The following is a 16,925-nucleotide window of genomic DNA, read 5'->3' as shown; positions in this document are numbered from 1 at the left end:
ACGATATAAATAAAGAGGTCATAAATCCATGAATAAAAAGCCACATCTCATTGATGTCCAACCTATCCGTAGCAAAGAACAGATCGAAGATATGAAATGGGCTCTTAAACGTCATTGTTCTGAAAGAGACTATATCCTATTTTTAATTGGTATCCATACTGGACTACGCGTGAGTGATCTACTCCAAATCGAAACACAAACCATAGTAAAACTAAAACGAAAAAAGAGAAAAGAATTTAAAATCAAAGAAGGAAAGACGAAGAAAGAACGCATAATTAACCTTACTTCTATTTTTGATGAAGTATATTCATATGCCCAATCACTAGAAAGTACCTGGTTATTCCCTTCAAGAAAAGGAGACAAACCCATTAGTAAAATCCAGGCTTATCGACAATTGCAAAAAGCCGGAGATTTTGCTAGTGTAGAATCCATTGGGACTCACACCATGCGCAAAACCTTCGGCTATTGGTTCTATAAGCAAACAAAAGATGTAGCAATGTTGCAAGAAATACTTAATCATAGCACACCACAAATTACTCTTAAATATATCGGTATCAACAAAGAAGAAAAAGACAATATACTTGATACATTTTATATCTAACAAAGAAAAAAACACCATAATCATTAATCATTATATCTATATTCATGATAATATTAGAAATAAGGTAATTAGTACAATGGAGGACTACAACATGAAAAAAATAAAAAAACTTTTAAATAATCCATTCTTGAAATATCCATTAATTATAATTTCAGCCATTGTGATAATAAAAGTAGGATATGATTTAGGATCATTTTTAATGAAATTAAAATATAATTAAATAAAAATAAGAAGAAATTAATCCTATAACAAAGGATTAATTTCTTCTCATTTGTATTTCAATTTTATGAAAGAAAATCTAATTTCTTTAAAATAAATTTCCAAATTGGTTCTTCACCTATAAGTATAGAAGCATTACCTACTATACCCACATTTAAATCATCTAACTTATCTGTATTAACCGTGGCATCAACCTCATATACATAAGATTTCATATCTTTATTAAATGTTGGTTGTGCTGATATATACTTTATCACTCCAACCAACTTATTCTCGCTATCTATATTAAAAGAATAATTAACCTTATCTCCTACTTTTATATCTTTCCTATTATCAGCTAATAATAAAATCTTAATTTTTTTATCAGATTCCTTCGGAATAATAGAAGTAATTTCTTGTCCAGCCTCCAATAAATCACCTTTTTGTAAAGGAGAAGATAGTTGAACAATGCCATCCTTAGAAGAACGAATTGACATATTCCCCTCATTATTTAGTAAAGAATCTTTTTCTTGTTTCTTTAAAAATAAATCTTCTTCCATTTTTTCTAAACGTTGATTAATTGCTACAATATTATCTTGCTTATACTTATCTAAAGCAATTTTATTTTGTTCTTCTTTATGTTTCTTCTGAATTAATATTTTTTTATTTTCACTATCTAATATAGATTTTCTCTGCTCTATACGTTTACCAATATTACCTTTTTGAGATTTTAATAAATTTACTTTGTAATCAAATTCTTCCTTTAAAACTCCTGAAAGATCCTGACCATTATTATGTTCTAACATCTTAATTTCTTGCTCTATTTTTTCTTGTTCCACAAATAATCCTTGTAAAACCTCATCAGTTTCATTTGAAACCTTATTTTGTTCTAGCATTTTAATCTCAGATTCTTTTTCTTTTCTTAATAATTTATAACCATTTTCATAACTCTTATATTCCTCTAAAAATTTACTATCAACATTCTCTGAAAAAGAATTTACTTCTTTTTCAATACTTGATTTCAACTGCAATAACATATTCTTTTGAATTTCAATATGATTAATCATAATATCTAATTGTTTTTTCTTATCCATTAATTCCTCATTTTTAAATTGGATAATAATATCACCTTTTTTTATTTCATCTCCTGATTTTACTCTTAATTCTTCCACAATCCCATTTAATGACGTTCTAATTATAGATACATCTTGACCACTCTGAACAATAGCAGTCCCTTTACTCACAATATCAATTTTACCCAAATATCCCCATAGGATTCCAAAAAGCAAACAAAATCCCAAAAATCCTAAAAACCACTTTACAAAAGATGGTGGCTTTCTATCCAAAAGCTCCGCACTATCTGTTAACTCTTCAAATGAATGTATTTTATGCATATTAAACTCCTCACATACCATGTGATTCTAATATTATTTGATCAGAATGAACCGTTTGATTCTTCCAAAGTCTATAATATTCTTCTTTTTTAGATAATAATTCCTCGTGTGTCCCTTCTTCCATAATCTCTCCTTTTTTCATAACAAAAATCTTATTAGCATGCTCAATTGTACTTAAGCGATGAGCAATCATTATAACTGTAATCCCCTGTTCTCTTAATACTTTCAACATATCTGTAATTTGCTTTTCAGTAGTTGAATCTAAATTACTCGTTGCTTCATCCAGTATTAAAATATTAGGTTTCTTTAATAATGCCCGTGCAATTGCTAAACGCTGTCTTTGTCCACCAGATAGATTAGAAGCATTTTCCTCTAATAAAGTTTCATATCTTAATGGTAATTCTGAAATAAAATCATGAACGCAAGCCTTTTTACACATATCAATAATCTCTTCTAATGATATTTTTATATCTAAACCAAAAGTTAAATTCTCATATATTGAACCACTAAAAAAGAAAGATTCTTGAGATACATATGCAATCTTCTCACGTAAGGTATTTTTATTAATCTCTTTAATATGATAATCATCATAAAATATATTTCCATTATTCACTTCATAATAATTCATCAATAATTTTGAAATTGTTGTTTTTCCAGAACCACTTTCTCCAACAAATGCAACTTGATCTCCAGAATTAATCGAAAAACTAATATTATTTAAAACATTATTTCTCATTCCATATCTAAAAGTGACATCTTTAAAATCTATTTGACCTGTTAAATATTTCGGAGATACTTTTCTTTCCTCAACTTCTGACTTTTCTATTTCTAAATCAAAAATATCATTTAATCTTTCTGCAGCAATCAACGCTGATTGCATAGTTGGCTGAATACCAATAATATTTTCAATTGGATTCAAAAAATAAACTAATAATGCATTATATGTAATTAATTCACCTATAGTCATATTCCCTTTTAGTACCTGTAAAGCACCAACCCAAAGAATGATCGTTCCACCAATTAATTCAAGTCCCATTTTAAAAGAACCTTGTAAATTAGCTAACATACCTCTTTTGAAAACATGCCTCATAAGATTAATAAAGCGACTTTCAACTTGAAAGAAAACTTCTCTTTCTGCATTATACGATTTAACAGTAGCAATACCATTTAAAGACTCTACTAAATAAGAAGTTAACTTCGCATTACTCTCCATTTCTTCCCTATTAATATTTTCATAAGGTTTATGAAATAACAAAATAGTAGCTATATAAAATGGAATTAACAAAAGCGTAACACCAAATAAAGTAGAACTATGTATATAAAGTAAAATAGCTCCTAACATTACCATCAATGTATCAATCATTAACGTAACTGTAATACTAGACAATGCATCCCTAATTTTACTAGCATCCATAAACCTAGAAATTATTTCACCTACTTTTCTAGTTTCAAAAAAATTCATAGGTAAACCAACTACATGACGGTAATATCCTAACATTAATTGAATATCTATTCTTCTACTAAAATATAAAATTAAATGTGTTCGAAAATAAGAAAGTAACACCTTAAAAACATACAGTATAACAATTCCAATAGACACAATATGTAACGTTTGAATTAACTGATTAGATACAATATCATCAATTAAAAATTTAAAATAAAAAGCCCCAGCAAAACCAAATATATTAAAAAATATAGATGCTAAAAACAAAGGAAGTAATAAGTTACTTTGTAATTTCAATAACCCAAAAAAACGTGAAAAGGTACTTTGAGAAACGTTCCCTTTTTGAAAATCAACTTTAGGACTCAATAAAATCAAAATACCCGTCCATATTTTACAAAAATCTTCTATATCATATGTAACTAAACCTTTTCCAGGATCAGCAACATATATTTTATCCTTTTTAACTTTATGAATTACTACATAATGTAATAATCCTCCATCCATTACAACATGTGCAATAGCTGGTAAAGGAATTTCCTTTAACGCTGTATAATCTGTAGCTTTTATACCTTTTACTTCAAAACCTAATTTTTCTCCTCCAGCTAATAAACCTTGAACATTAGTCCCTTCTAAATCAGTACCAACTACCTCACGAATTTTAGAAATCGATATAGAAAGACCATGATTTTTAGCTATCATAGCAAGACAAGCTGGCCCACAATCCTTTAAATCATGTTGTTTAATACACTTAAATTTTTTTACCAATTTATATCCTACTTTCTCAAAAATAATATTGAAATATAGTTAATTATATATATAGAAGTATATTTGAATAATAAAAAAATAAGAAATATGCAATATTGCATATTTAATAATACTATTTTCGTATTAGAATGTTAATTAAATATCAGTATATAATAATACTATTATTTAATATTCAACTTAGGAGGACATAATAATGAAATTAAATGCAACTAAATTTACAGAACTTAATGAAAAAGAAATGCAAACAAATGGTGGCGGAATTTGGCAAGTACCAGCAAATTTAGGTGGATGGACTGCAGTAATCGTTAACAGCGGAAAAATTGTAAAAGCAGGATATGACGCTGGAAAATGGATTGGCGAACAAGCATACAAAAAATAATATAAATAACAACAAGAGATGAGGAAAAATAATGAAAAATATCGAAATTAAAAACGTTGAAATTAAAAATGCAGTAAATTTAACAGAAGAAGAAATTCAAACAACAAACGGTGGCATAGTACCATTAGTAGTTCATGGGGCATTTATTTTATTCCAAGCTGGAATGGCTGCTGGTATCTATGAACAAGAAAAAAAATATAGAAAATAATAAATAAAATAAAAAAAGCAAGGGAATGCTTATAGACTGATCTATACTGCATTCCCTTATTGTATGTATGCTATATTTCTATTCTTCTTTTTCCGACATTAGAACCCTACATAAAATACCGGCAAAATTTACTTTTTAAACAAACCGAAAAAACCTTTCCGTTTTTGTTTCTGATTTTGCGCCTGCATATCTCTAATGTTTTCAAGCAATAACTGATCTCGTTTTTCTAGCTTCTTCTCTATAAAAACTTCTAATTCACTGTTTTTACCTTCTACTTCAGTTAACTTTTTCTCTGTATTCGCTAAATGCTCTTTTGTCGTAACCAATTCATTCGTAATTTCTTGCAATTTTTGAACAAGGGCTTGATTAAATTGATTTTGTAATTGTTGATTTTCTAATACTTCATTCAATTTCTTTTCTAGTTCTGATTTTTCTTCTTTTGAAACAAACGAATCAAGTTCTCCGTTTCGCCATGACCGAACTTGATCGTAAGACCATTTTTGGACCTGTATTTTTTCTTTTATTGCTTTTAATTCTTCTATATTTTCCTTCGAGTATCTGCGATGCCCTCCCTGACTTCGCTCCGTTTGTATATTAAATTCGTTTGACCATACCTTTAACAAATCAGGTGTGACCCCTAAAATATCCGCAACAATTTTCGGTGTGTGCATTTCCGATTTTAGTTCCAATTTTTATTCCTCCCCAAAAAACGGAATACGTTTTTCACTTAAAAAACACGATTAAATCAACATTCCAATCAAAATCGGAATGTACTTACAACCGATATAAAAACCGATTTTAAAAACAATTTAATTTCCGAAATACATTCCGATTTTAACACCGATATGTATTACTTCTCGATAATAACATTAAAATCTTTTTTCTATATACAAGATTTTATGCAAAAAAAGAATAGCGGGGATCCCCAGAATCCCCGCTATATCAACAATGTATAAAATCCTGTATACGAAATGACGAGACAAAAAAAGAAGAATCCCTGTACATACAGGGATTCTAAAAAATCTGGCTACCGATAATAATGCGTTATGTTAACCGATCATGTATAAAATATACATATCAAAAAGAACTACCCTATAAACAAATTGTTGTATAAACTTTAAATACACAACAATTTCTAAAAGGAGGAAATAAGATGTTTCCCATAGGTGAACAACCAAAAATTATTAATGATTTGAAAACATTAGAAGATACGCCCGATGAGTTAGCGATAAATGGAAAAACAAAAAATCTAGAAAAACTAGCATCGTTCCCCAAAATCAATAAATTATGGATTTTTACAGTGAACCAAAAACAATTCGAAACAATCCTCAATTACATAAAGCCCAAAATTCTTTACATTTATGAAATGAGGGTAGAAAATTTATCATCACTTGAAAAACTCACTGACATTGAAGAGATACATATGTGTTGGAATACAAAAGCAACAACATTATGGGATTTGACTCACAATATTAAACTCATCTCATTATCGATAGAAGATTTCTCAAAACTAGACAATGTAGCCCCCTTAAAACATAGTGAAAATCTTAAAAAACTTAATTTATCAGGTGGAATATGGAAATCACTTAATATTGATACATTAGAGCCTTTAAAATATCTGTCTAACCTTAAGGATCTTACTTTAATGAATATTAGAGTAAAAGATGAATCTTTAAAACCCCTGTCATGCTTGCATCAATTACAAGAACTAAATATCTCAAATCAGTTTCCAACTGAAGAGTATGCAAGACTTTCAATAATTCTTAAAAATACTAAATGTGATTTCTTTCAACCTTACATTAAATTTCCAGATGATTCTATTGATGATAAAAACATAATGGTTGTTGGGAAACGTAAACCTTTTCTCAACTCTGATACTGATTTAAAAAAAATTAAGAAGTACGAAGAACAATTTAAGATATTCCAAGACAAATATAAAGACATATCGGTTAATAATATTTAACTTCCTAGAACGATAATTATGTAAACACAAAAGTCCTCCAGTTAAACAATCCGGAGGACTTTTAATAGTTTTCTAAGTTATCTTCCAAATACACTCAATCCTAAATAAATCAAACTATAACTAATTAAAGCACTTGCAAGCATCAAACCTATTTTTAATAATTTGTCTTTTATATTAGGTCTTACTTCACTTACAGGTTTTCCCTCTATAAAATCAACTATTTGACGATAAGTTTTTAAATTATGCTCTTTTTTTATGTTTTCAACTTGCTGTAATGAAAACATAAGCAAAATCGTAAGTACCACAGGTATTATAAGACCATAATAACCCAAAAAGTAAAATACAGGTGCAATAGAAATCGGAAGTATAATCATTAATGCTAACATGATGTAACTCCACTTAAAGAAAGTTGATTTTTGAAGTTCTTCTTTCATGATCTTTACATCTCCTTTAACTAAATCATCCAGGGAGACATTAAAGAGGATACTCATCATTAGTAAATTATGAATATCTGGATAGTTCCTTTCATTTTCCCAGTTAGAAATAGATTGTCTGGAAACATGAATTTTTTCTGCTAACTTCTCTTGGGACATATTATCCCTTTTACGAAGATATTGTATCTGTCTACCAATGTTCATTTATACATCTCCCTTAAGTTTGAGGTTAAGTTAAAGGCTAATTAAAGACTACCAAGTTTCTTTATAATAACGTGATTTTAAAATGTAAAAATGTTTTATCATGCTATTTTCCCTTTATTTTTAGGTATAAGTGCTGAATCAACTAATGCAATTGCTGATCAAAGCAACTGTTTAAAGAATAAACCTCCTTTGGATGGGAAAGGTTTGCTTTTACTTCCTACAGTTACAAACATATATCTTGTGAAGAATACATATACATTAAAACAAAAGTTAACAATATTTTTTATAGTTAACATAAATGTAATATATATAAAATAAATCATTACAAACCCTTAAAAACATAGGGATAATAACACTTTATTTTTGTTAACTAATATCAAAATATATCTTCCAGTATAGACAAAAAAATGTTATATTGTTAACAAGATAACTAAAGGAGTGAATAGTTAATGAAAATTACTATGATGAATAAGGATTCCGGAAACTCACTTGATATGAACTTGATTGATGGTTTCTATATTGAAACACCTACAAACGTTGTAGAAATCAGTAAAGATGAAGCTGACTCTCATTTTGTAGCAACCATTACTAATCCTAAAGAATTATTATCCCGCCTACTTATTTCAACAACAATCCCAGGAGAAGACACTGAACGATTCTTCTTAGTTGGCGACGAAGCTGGAAAACATGCATTAGCTAACAATCATGTTAATAAACTCCATGATAAAATTACAAGTCCTATCCCTTACGTAATGTTTTTATCAGCTATTTCTTTCTATCATGCTATTAATGAAACTCGTGAATCGGATGACAATACAATTGAAATTGAATATTTCCAAACAATGTTACCTATATGGTTACTGAAACGAACAGCCAAATTTAGTGAGGCCCAGAATGCAATGGCGGAACGATTTGCTGGAGAGCATGAAGTGACAATACATACACCAGGAATGGAAAAAACATTAAAAATAACTGTAGAAAGGGCAACTTGTCGTATCGAAGGAGAAATTGCACGCTTAGCAATTAAAAAGAATTTTGAATTAGAAGATCGTGAAGAAGCGAGACAATTCGATAACAACGATACAGTACTTGTTGATATTGGCGGCGGAACAATTGATCTAGTATTATCACCAGCCGGTTTAAAGTCACCTAAGAACCGTGATTCAATGCAACCAATAGACAAATTATCTTATCTATCTCATATCGAAAAATTAAGAAAAGAAAAGTTCCTAGAAAAATTCTCAGATTTACGTTCTTTTGAAACATTTATAGTAAACAATTTCCAAAAACCAAAAATGGAATTAATCGACGGAAACACTGGCCAACGTGTAGATTTAACAGACAAAATTCGTTCTTCCTTAAAAGAGTTTGCTAAGTTTCTAATTTTAAAAATCCAAGATGTAATGCCTGCACCAGCTGATAAAGTTTATAAATATGTTTATTTCGGTGGTGTTGCCCCAATACTAGAAACTAGCATTCATGAAGTCATTGAAGAAATGTATGGAGCTGAAATTGCTCAAGCAAATCATATTTTCTTACCAGATTCACGCAAATTAAATTTATATGGTCTTGAAGTAAAAAGTCGCGGTGAAATGCTGCAAAAAACAGAGAAATAAGTATAGCCAGAAAGGAGGAGCCGCATTATGGGGCGTACTAAAAAGACCGAGAAACAAACAGTGTTTGGGCTTCGAACAGATCACATGAGCGAAGAAGTTTATAATCACCTTGAGCAAAAAGCCCGCTCAAAAAAGCTGGCAACTTATATTATTCAATTAGTTGAACAAGACTTAACACAAAAAGAGCCCTTTGATGCAAAAAAAGAACTTCTAAATGTCTCAAAAAACCAAGAACAAATGATGAATGCCATAAAACAAATTACACAAACAATTTCAGATCTCCGGGTGGCTCCTGTATCTGCTGTTCTTATGCAAAACGATGATAATACCCATAATTCCCTGGCAGACGATTTATTAAAAGACGTAGGTCAAATGGGACAATTAATAACTAATACCAACATTACAGGATCATTAGATGAAGACGATTTAGAAGATCCTGATTTCTAAAACAAAAAGAGTTGCCTGTATGAGAGCAACTCTTTTTGTTTTGTATAAACTTAAAATATCCCAAATAATTTCTTCCTTTTGGGTTCTTGGTTAGAAATATCAGCTTTAGCGTTGATTTTTTTTAATTCCTTCATAATAAGATCGAGTTTCTTTTCTAATTCCTGATTTTTTTTACGTTCCGCTTCAAGCTCTTGTTTAAATAAATCATTGCTTTGTCGTTCAATTTCAAGTTCTTTTCGAAAACCTATAAATTCAGTCTTGATATCTTCTAAGAAATTTCTAATTTCACTCGATATGGATTGTAGCGCGTATTGCTCTTCTTCACTCCGAGGCCTTGTCACAGCAACTTCCGAATGCGCTACACCCTGTGTCGCACGGGAATGTTGTGTCATCAACACGCTAACAGCGTGATTCAATGAAACCTTAGTTTTTTCTCTAATCTCTTTTAAAGTATTAAAAACTGTTACATCATCGGCATGATACAGTCTTGTATCGCCATCTTTATTAAACTCATAGCCTTGTTTTTCGAGTTCTAAGCTATATTTTCTGATTGTACTTTCTGCTAGATTGGTGATACGGGAGACATCTATTGTTTTTAAATACACTTCACTTACAACATCATCTCTGTTCTCCATTCAACCACCTCCATTATAGTATCGCTACACTCTTACCACAGTATCATTTTACTAATCCTTAATACTCATTGTACACTTTTTATCCCACTTCCAAGTAAGTTTTTTTATCTCTCAATTCCTGCTTAATACTCGCAAGGGAATCCCATGGCGCTCCGTATTATTTTCTATTAGTCTTCGCTTTAGCTACTCAGCATACCTGTATCAATACTATAGCACCCATTAATTTTGATCTTTGTTATAGGGATCCCTAATTCCATTTAATTACTCTGTTAATTCCTAGAGTACCTTTTTCTGTCTTCCCATTACTTTAGTTTATTCTTTAACAACCACGCATTCACCTTGTGCTATAGCATTGATATACTCTTAAAACGAGATTTGGATGAGATGCGTGAATCACAAAAACTTATTACAACCACCTAAGAACAAAAACAAGGATTCTGGTCTAGGTTTTTTTCAAAAAATAAAAACGTATGATGGAGTTTTTCATCATACGTCTTATTCCTGTTCTAACATAACAAAATCGGTTTCTTTAGAAGATTCTATCCCTAATTCATTTAATATTGCCACCAACAAAAGTATTTGTTTTTCAAACCCATTATTTAATGCAATGTCAGTAATACGAATCACTTTCCATCCATTTGTTTTCATGTATTTATCCCGTCTACTGTCTCGTTTGATTCCTTCTGGTGTTCGATGAAAAGGCCCATCAATCTCTACGTCTATTTTTATACCATTTGGGGCAAAAAATGCAAAATCTAACTTAAAACGCTTATTAGGTACTTTATATTGTACAGTTGGATAATAACCTTTAAAGCGCAATGCATCATATACTCGCTTTTCTAATTTGTTAGAGCATTTCACCCGTTGTGAATCATTATTAGGATTATAAGTAGATGATGGAGTGAGAATTTGTGCTAAAAGAAAAAATATAATTGTGCAACACAATACAACCAATAAACCTGTCATTTTTTCCACTCCAATAACAATTTTGAGTCAATGCTCAAAACGTAATATACCCACAGCCTTTCTATTTATTCATTTTCCATTTACTTATCTTATACGAGTAAAACAAAGTAGTCCTTTTTCATATTCTCTAGACACAGATTAAGATAAATTTCTTTGGAAAGTGCTTTGCAAAGATTTGTTGTATCATGCGTAAGTCAAATCTTTGCATTGTATGTATACCTCATTCCAAGTGAAATTATCAATAAATCGTTCGTGTAAATACTCTATGAATCTCGTTCTCTTGTATTTTACTTAAATTTAAGTTGAATTGAATTGTATATGAATTTAACTTCCTGTCCATAATTGTAAATAAAAAAATAAGGACAGGAGAGTGAGATAAATGTTTTTCCGCAAAAATAGAACTAAATTAAAAAAATGGTTAGATCGGCAAGGAATCGAACAACAGGAACTAGCCAAAAAGTCGAAGGTTTCTGTTCAAACCATCAGTAAAGCATGTAGAGATACAGATTATATCCCCAAACCTGAAATCATGAAAAAACTATTAAATGCTATTAGAAAAATTGATCCTTACGCCAAAATCAATGACTTTTGGGATATGTAAAAAGCACAAGAAACAGTATCTTGTGCTTTCATAATTTTACTTTGACTGAACCTATTTGAACCGAAATGTCTTTTGGTTGCTGTACTTGTGCAAGAAAATGCTGAATAGAGGGCGCTTGAAAAATACGAAAGTTAGAACTAGAGATTGGATATTTGAGGTCAGTAAGGATTAAAAGAGAGGGAAATACCATATTATGTTTTGGTTGCCACGATTCTTTTTTCCATTCCATGCTACGAAAATACAATTCATAACGTTTTATTTTCGTTTGGATCGTAGCCTTATTATAAATGGAGTTCTGGACTTCTATAAAAAATGGACTTTTGCGCCAAATGGTAAATATATCGGGTTCCATATAACCTTTTTTATATTTAGGTTCTACTTGAAATATTTTCGGTCTTTCGATTCGTAATAACTGCTTATATACATCCACAATCGCTAAAAAGTGACGTATCTTTTGGCTTCCTTTACGAATGGTATTTGGATAAGGAAAATACACATACGGACGTTGTGATGTGTCTACATCAATGTATCCTTCGCGGCTTAAGCGCTTTGTAACGGTATTACAGCATGTTACTGCATTTTTCACATTTCTAAAATGAAGATCAATGATATCATCACGCGACATACATCTAAATTGCTTTAAATTGCCTATAATTTGCTTATCCCTATTCGTTAGCATCATCTAACACCCCAAAGACTTTATCTTCTTGATGCTCTTGTTCTTCCTTCTTTACAATTTGCTCTTTAGATAAACGATACGGTTTTATTATTTCTTTCGCCTGGTCCAATGCCAAAAAAGGAGCCTGCACCTTTTTTAAACCATCTAATTTTAAAATCATTTGACCCGATTGATTTAAATTTTCTGATCCAGGCGTCCCCACAATGTTACTATTGATTAAATCCGCACATTTAAAGCCCATTCTTACCGTCAAATTGAGCTTTAACTTACCATCAAGTATCTTTGCGTCTGGACGTTGCATACTTAGCATAAGAAAGATACCAAGCGATCTGCCGACAGCTGATATTTTCTCTATTATGGTGATACATTCCTTTTCGTCCTGTAGCATTGCTACCTCATCAATGGCAATAAAAATATAGGGTAAAGGTTTATCCTTTATTATTTGATTATATTCATCAATATGACCCAGCTCATATTCTTCCATTAACTTTCTTCTATGCAATACCTCTTTCCATAATTTTGATAACATACTTGTCATTTCGTGTTCTTCCATGCAAACATACTTCACATGCCTCACTCTTCTTAAAAAATGAAACTCTGAATTTTTTAAGTCTCCCAGGTACAAATGTAAATGCTCTGGTGACATATGTTGGATTAATGTGGCTAAAATTACGCGCACCATACTACTTTTTCCGCTTCCTGTTTCTCCCGCAATTAGTAAATGAGGTGTATTTGAATCAACCATATCATACACAATCGTATTTCCGAATTGATCTCGCCCTACTACCACAGGAAGACGATATTGTTTCAATAATGGTTGCCATTGTTTATAACTGTAATCGTAAGGCTGTAAGCTCGCATTAGAATGAAATACATGGAGTACGAACTTTTTAATATTGCCTTCCATCATAAGATTTTCGCCTAGTATTTGTTGAAAACAAAACCATTTCTTATGAATTTGAGCTGGATCAACACCATTTGGCAATGTAAAAGTGTACCGTACACTTTCTTTCTCTTCGTAAACATCATGAATCGTAGGATAAATGGGGACCTTTCCACCTCGTGTAATGTGCTCATCATATAGCTTCGCTTTCTTAAATACCTCTTCTAGCTGGTATTTGTATCTCTTCTTTTTTAACCATCCCTTCATTTTCCAGCCTCCTTACAACATGATTAAAATGCGAATAAATACATAGCCAATAAAGCCTATACCTCCAATTCTTACACCGTAATACAGGCCATTAGAAAGAAGTTTGGATGCAAAAACATAATCATTTCGTACTAAGTATTTTTCTAACAAAACAGATCCAATTGTAAGGCCACCTACTATTCCCAGAGCTACATAAGTATGAACAAGCGGTGATGACATATGAAAAAATGCGAACGGACTAATAGGACCAATACTATATATTTTTGTTTGTTTTTTCTTCTTATAAGATTGATCCATAAAGGCTTGAAAAGAAATTGTTTCTTTTCGATTCAACATGTTTTCCCTCCTAAGAAAAGAATACGTTAACAAATTGGGTATCCAGTACAATGCAAAGTATATACAATCTAACACCATATGAGAGGTATTTTTGATGAGTTCAAATGTATCGAAAGGTACATTGTTTATGACACCGAAAAATTCATCTGGTAACTTTCGTATTTCTTGTGTTGTCTAATGGTTCTGTAACATACCAATTAATCCACCTATATAAGAAATTTGTTGTATCCGTTGTACTCATTGCATTTTGATTAAGCGCATCCTACCCACATATAATTTTGTTTAATGAACTTCTACACCATTCTGTAATTTCTTTCACATTTCGAAACTTAGGACTAGGTATGTGGTTTCATTCTCTCGTTAGATTATCCCATGAAGTACCCTCTCCTTTTTCTCATTACGTTCCTCCTACTATAAACAAAACCCAAAATCCCCTAAAAGCATGTGATAATCGAGGATTTCTTTTGATAGTGATATCATGCTAGTTTCTTTGGATATAAGGTTGATATCTACTTTGGTAATTGCTTTGGTAAAGCATATGTATTACTGATTGTCTGATATGCAATTTCAAACCTTGTCTTTCAAATTAACTTTGTTACCGTCCCAATTCGTAAACTTTAAAGATACAATATAAGAGGAATTTAAAATATTTTTGAAGGCATCTTATTTCTTATGCCCTTTACCAATACAATCACTCATCACACTTACCCTTTTCGTTGCTTTATAGCAATGGAAAGGGCTTTTTTGGTAAAGTGGTTTTTACTTTCTTGCATAGCATTTTGAAGCAATTTCAACTTAAATTTAACCCTAGTTATTCTTACGATTTTTTCCGACAAATAAAAAAGTCCTATTAAAATAGGACTTTTTTATGAATATTTATTTTTACTTGTTCATTTCTTGAATGCTTATTCTTATCTACTTATATATTCGTCTACTATTGCTTGTAATTTTTGTCTCCATTTTTCCTGATCATTATTTTCATTTGATCTATCCTTCAATTTTGAAACTTTGTTCATAAAAGAGAATTTATCCACTGGAATTTTCTTTCTAAATATGATGTTTTCATAGTCCTCAGCGGATTCAACAATTCTCAATTCAATTGTTTCTTCTGTTCCTTTGACTGAATGATTTGTTAAATAAAAATCTAATGCCGCGTAATCCTCAATATTCTTTTTAATCTCTTCCTCAATAACAGTGTGGTACTTGCTATTTTGAATTGCTTCTTTTATTTCATTAACATGAGGACTATATTTATGAAGAAATCCACGATATAAATTTATAGATTTTTGCATATATAAAAAGCCATATGGTAAATTAAATTTATTTATCGCATTATAATAGTAACCTTCCGATTTCATAAAGTGTTTTAGCATCGTATCAAATTTTTTGTAAGAAAAACCAATACCAGATATTTTTCTTATTTCATTAAATAATACATCTGGATATTCTTTTATCAATGTTAATAATTCATTAGATTTTTCTTTATTTTTACGTTTAGTCTCCCCACCAAATGACTCTGGATTACTTAATTCACAAGCTAGATATCTTTCTTCATTATAAACTGCTAAACCTCTAATACTTTTGCCAAAATGCCTAGCATGTAGCCCTTGCCCTTCTGTTGTATCTTTATAGAGTTTATATATTTGAATTGGATTATTACATGAAGGACATACTGCATAGTATCTCCCCTCTTTACCACTCATATCATAATAAGGTGATTTTTTATGAGTTTGATTTTCATAATTGTATACAGTCAATTTAAATATTTCATTACTATCTGTTTTTAACTTAAATATATTCATTTGCGTGCCTTCCTTTATAATGATTTCTACCTAAATATCATCAATTTTTACATCTAGTGACTCTTTAACTTGTACTTAATAAATAATAATTTACATGCTGCTAAAATGATTCCTCACCTTCTATTAATCTTTTCCCCCCTTTCAACTTTAATTTCACTCTCCTTTTATACAAAATAAGATAATTCTTAGGGTTACTTGTATCCCCCCTAACTTTACCATTTTTAATTTTGTATTTTCAAAAAAATTTGTATCTTGAATACGCCCTCTTTTCCGTGGGATGGACATGAGAAAATACATAAAAATAAAAAAAAGGTACAAGATAAGGGAATCTACTGCATTTTAATATTTTGAGATAAAGGAGAAATAAATGGGATTCTATATAACTGATGAAAACAAACGGTGGCCAGGTGGCTATATTCCTTTTAAAATTAGTGATACTGATTTTCCGATTGGATCTTCAAATCGGAAAATCATTGAGAAAGCAATTTCCCACTGGAACAGCATGTCGAATGTTCGTTTAGTACCTTTTAATGGTGAAGATGATTATTGTGTTTTTCAAATAGGAACATTAAGTTCAGGAATTGCATGCAAATCTGATATCGGTAGGACTGGAGGAGGTAATCCACAGTCAATTATTTGTAATTCAGACGGTAATTTCACAGTAGGAAGTTTAATTCATGAAATTGGACATGCATTTGGTCTAATTCACGAACATCAACGCCCTGATCGAGACGACTACGTGATAATTGACCAATCTGTAGCTACGACTAACGATTATAAAATTGTGGATAATGGAACAAAGTTTGGCCCATATGATTGTTGTTCAATTATGCATTACCCTGAAATTACAGGTAAAATAACTAAAAAGGATGCTACATGTGAAGGAATGGGACAAAGAATTCGGTTAAGTGAAGGTGATTTGGCAACCATTAAATTTATGTATCCTGATTCAAATCCTTGTAGCATACCAGAATTAAGTAATCAGACTCATAGTGGTTGTTTTGTTCAGGGGACTTTTGGTACCCAAGGAAACTTTGAACTAGTAGTCCCACAGGGTAAAGAATTAAAACATTATTTTCGAGATAATGACCAACCTAACCATC

At 30.8% G+C, this 16,925-nt stretch carries 19 protein-coding genes and 1 pseudogene; 9 read left to right on the top strand and 11 right to left on the bottom strand.

Translation table 11 applies throughout. The features are described 5' to 3' along the window. The first annotated feature begins 28 nt into the window (after positions 1 to 28). Positions 29 to 601 (top strand): tyrosine-type recombinase/integrase, encoded by a 573-nt coding sequence (locus tag HFD78_RS26755; protein WP_001035965.1) that lies wholly within the window; start codon positions 29 to 31, stop codon positions 599 to 601. Between the two features lie 91 nt (positions 602 to 692). Further along, positions 693 to 821: a hypothetical protein gene (locus HFD78_RS29870; RefSeq protein ID WP_000721372.1), complete on the top strand. Its 129-nt coding sequence runs from the start codon at positions 693 to 695 to the stop codon at positions 819 to 821. A gap of 64 nt (positions 822 to 885) precedes the next feature. Here HFD78_RS29870 and HFD78_RS26750 read toward each other — a convergent pair whose 3' ends face one another. Together HFD78_RS26750 and HFD78_RS26745 are read right to left on the bottom strand one after the other, a co-directional pair. Continuing rightward, complete coding sequence (locus HFD78_RS26750) at positions 886 to 2,193, bottom strand: putative HlyD family type I secretion protein (protein WP_097863005.1); 1,308 nt, start codon at positions 2,191 to 2,193, stop codon at positions 886 to 888. A gap of 10 nt (positions 2,194 to 2,203) precedes the next feature. Continuing rightward, complete coding sequence (locus HFD78_RS26745; protein ID WP_000239230.1) at positions 2,204 to 4,402, bottom strand: peptidase domain-containing ABC transporter; 2,199 nt, start codon at positions 4,400 to 4,402, stop codon at positions 2,204 to 2,206. A 193-nt stretch (positions 4,403 to 4,595) separates the two neighbouring features. On the opposite strand from HFD78_RS26745, the gene HFD78_RS26740 reads away from it, so the two are divergent. Both HFD78_RS26740 and HFD78_RS26735 read left to right on the top strand, forming a co-directional pair. Beyond that, the gene (locus HFD78_RS26740) at positions 4,596 to 4,781 is read left to right on the top strand and encodes a hypothetical protein (protein ID WP_000772691.1); all 186 of its coding nucleotides are present in this window, start codon (positions 4,596 to 4,598) and stop codon (positions 4,779 to 4,781) included. A gap of 31 nt (positions 4,782 to 4,812) precedes the next feature. Beyond that, positions 4,813 to 4,989 (top strand): class IIb bacteriocin, lactobin A/cerein 7B family, encoded by a 177-nt coding sequence (locus tag HFD78_RS26735; RefSeq protein WP_000789094.1) that lies wholly within the window; start codon positions 4,813 to 4,815, stop codon positions 4,987 to 4,989. Between the two features lie 128 nt (positions 4,990 to 5,117). On the opposite strand, the gene HFD78_RS26730 is transcribed toward HFD78_RS26735, so the two are convergent. Continuing rightward, on the bottom strand, positions 5,118 to 5,678 hold the full coding sequence (locus HFD78_RS26730) for a MerR family transcriptional regulator (protein WP_000421197.1): 561 nt from the start codon (positions 5,676 to 5,678) through the stop codon (positions 5,118 to 5,120). 464 nt (positions 5,679 to 6,142) lie between these two features. Between HFD78_RS26730 and HFD78_RS26725 the strand changes: the two genes are divergently transcribed. Further along, positions 6,143 to 6,952: a leucine-rich repeat domain-containing protein gene (locus HFD78_RS26725; protein WP_000483950.1), complete on the top strand. Its 810-nt coding sequence runs from the start codon at positions 6,143 to 6,145 to the stop codon at positions 6,950 to 6,952. A 77-nt stretch (positions 6,953 to 7,029) separates the two neighbouring features. On the opposite strand, the gene HFD78_RS26720 is transcribed toward HFD78_RS26725, so the two are convergent. Further along, positions 7,030 to 7,590, bottom strand: coding sequence for a helix-turn-helix domain-containing protein (locus tag HFD78_RS26720; protein ID WP_001020688.1), 561 nt, complete (start codon positions 7,588 to 7,590; stop codon positions 7,030 to 7,032). Between the two features lie 449 nt (positions 7,591 to 8,039). Between HFD78_RS26720 and HFD78_RS26715 the strand changes: the two genes are divergently transcribed. Together HFD78_RS26715 and HFD78_RS26710 are read left to right on the top strand one after the other, a co-directional pair. Further along, entirely contained in the window at positions 8,040 to 9,206 is a 1,167-nt protein-coding gene (locus HFD78_RS26715) for a ParM/StbA family protein (RefSeq protein WP_000705232.1), read from the top strand. 27 nt (positions 9,207 to 9,233) lie between these two features. Further along, positions 9,234 to 9,653 carry a hypothetical protein gene (locus HFD78_RS26710; RefSeq protein WP_000533813.1) on the top strand — a complete coding sequence of 140 codons (420 nt, stop codon included), beginning with the start codon at positions 9,234 to 9,236 and terminating at the stop codon, positions 9,651 to 9,653. A gap of 50 nt (positions 9,654 to 9,703) precedes the next feature. On the opposite strand, the gene HFD78_RS26705 is transcribed toward HFD78_RS26710, so the two are convergent. Both HFD78_RS26705 and HFD78_RS26700 read right to left on the bottom strand, forming a co-directional pair. Next, a complete protein-coding gene (locus HFD78_RS26705; RefSeq protein ID WP_000431489.1) occupies positions 9,704 to 10,288 on the bottom strand; it encodes a hypothetical protein in 585 nt (194 codons plus the stop codon). Between the two features lie 495 nt (positions 10,289 to 10,783). Further along, positions 10,784 to 11,254, bottom strand: a complete 471-nt coding sequence (locus HFD78_RS26700) for an endonuclease domain-containing protein (RefSeq protein ID WP_000147247.1) — start codon at positions 11,252 to 11,254, stop codon at positions 10,784 to 10,786. A 379-nt stretch (positions 11,255 to 11,633) separates the two neighbouring features. On the opposite strand from HFD78_RS26700, the gene HFD78_RS26695 reads away from it, so the two are divergent. Then, positions 11,634 to 11,855 carry a helix-turn-helix domain-containing protein gene (locus HFD78_RS26695; RefSeq protein ID WP_000466109.1) on the top strand — a complete coding sequence of 74 codons (222 nt, stop codon included), beginning with the start codon at positions 11,634 to 11,636 and terminating at the stop codon, positions 11,853 to 11,855. Between the two features lie 28 nt (positions 11,856 to 11,883). Here the strand turns inward: HFD78_RS26695 and HFD78_RS26690 are convergent, their stop codons facing one another. The 5 genes and pseudogenes from HFD78_RS26690 to HFD78_RS26675 form a co-directional block, all read right to left on the bottom strand. Further along, a complete protein-coding gene (locus tag HFD78_RS26690; RefSeq protein WP_033668148.1) occupies positions 11,884 to 12,537 on the bottom strand; it encodes a replication-relaxation family protein in 654 nt (217 codons plus the stop codon). Continuing rightward, positions 12,521 to 13,684, bottom strand: coding sequence for an FtsK/SpoIIIE domain-containing protein (locus tag HFD78_RS26685; protein WP_000679433.1), 1,164 nt, complete (start codon positions 13,682 to 13,684; stop codon positions 12,521 to 12,523). Before HFD78_RS26685 ends, HFD78_RS26690 begins: the two co-directional genes overlap by 17 nt. A 12-nt stretch (positions 13,685 to 13,696) precedes the next feature. Next, positions 13,697 to 14,020, bottom strand: a complete 324-nt coding sequence (locus HFD78_RS26680; RefSeq protein WP_000934654.1) for a hypothetical protein — start codon at positions 14,018 to 14,020, stop codon at positions 13,697 to 13,699. 15 nt (positions 14,021 to 14,035) lie between these two features. Further along, positions 14,036 to 14,369, bottom strand: a pseudogene (locus HFD78_RS29715) (hypothetical protein); the annotation flags it as partial. A gap of 562 nt (positions 14,370 to 14,931) precedes the next feature. Beyond that, on the bottom strand, positions 14,932 to 15,822 hold the full coding sequence (locus HFD78_RS26675) for a hypothetical protein (RefSeq protein WP_001020003.1): 891 nt from the start codon (positions 15,820 to 15,822) through the stop codon (positions 14,932 to 14,934). Positions 15,823 to 16,189: 367 nt separating this feature from the next. Between HFD78_RS26675 and HFD78_RS26670 the strand changes: the two genes are divergently transcribed. After that, on the top strand, positions 16,190 to 16,925 hold a 736-nt coding region (locus tag HFD78_RS26670), incomplete at its 3' end, for a M12 family metallopeptidase (protein WP_191968130.1).

Origin of the sequence: Bacillus sp. EKM501B, from assembly GCF_011800505.1 — a bacterium.
Lineage (GTDB): Bacteria > Bacillota > Bacilli > Bacillales > Bacillaceae_G > Bacillus_A > Bacillus_A cereus.
This window is presented reverse-complemented; position numbering and strand designations above follow the sequence as displayed.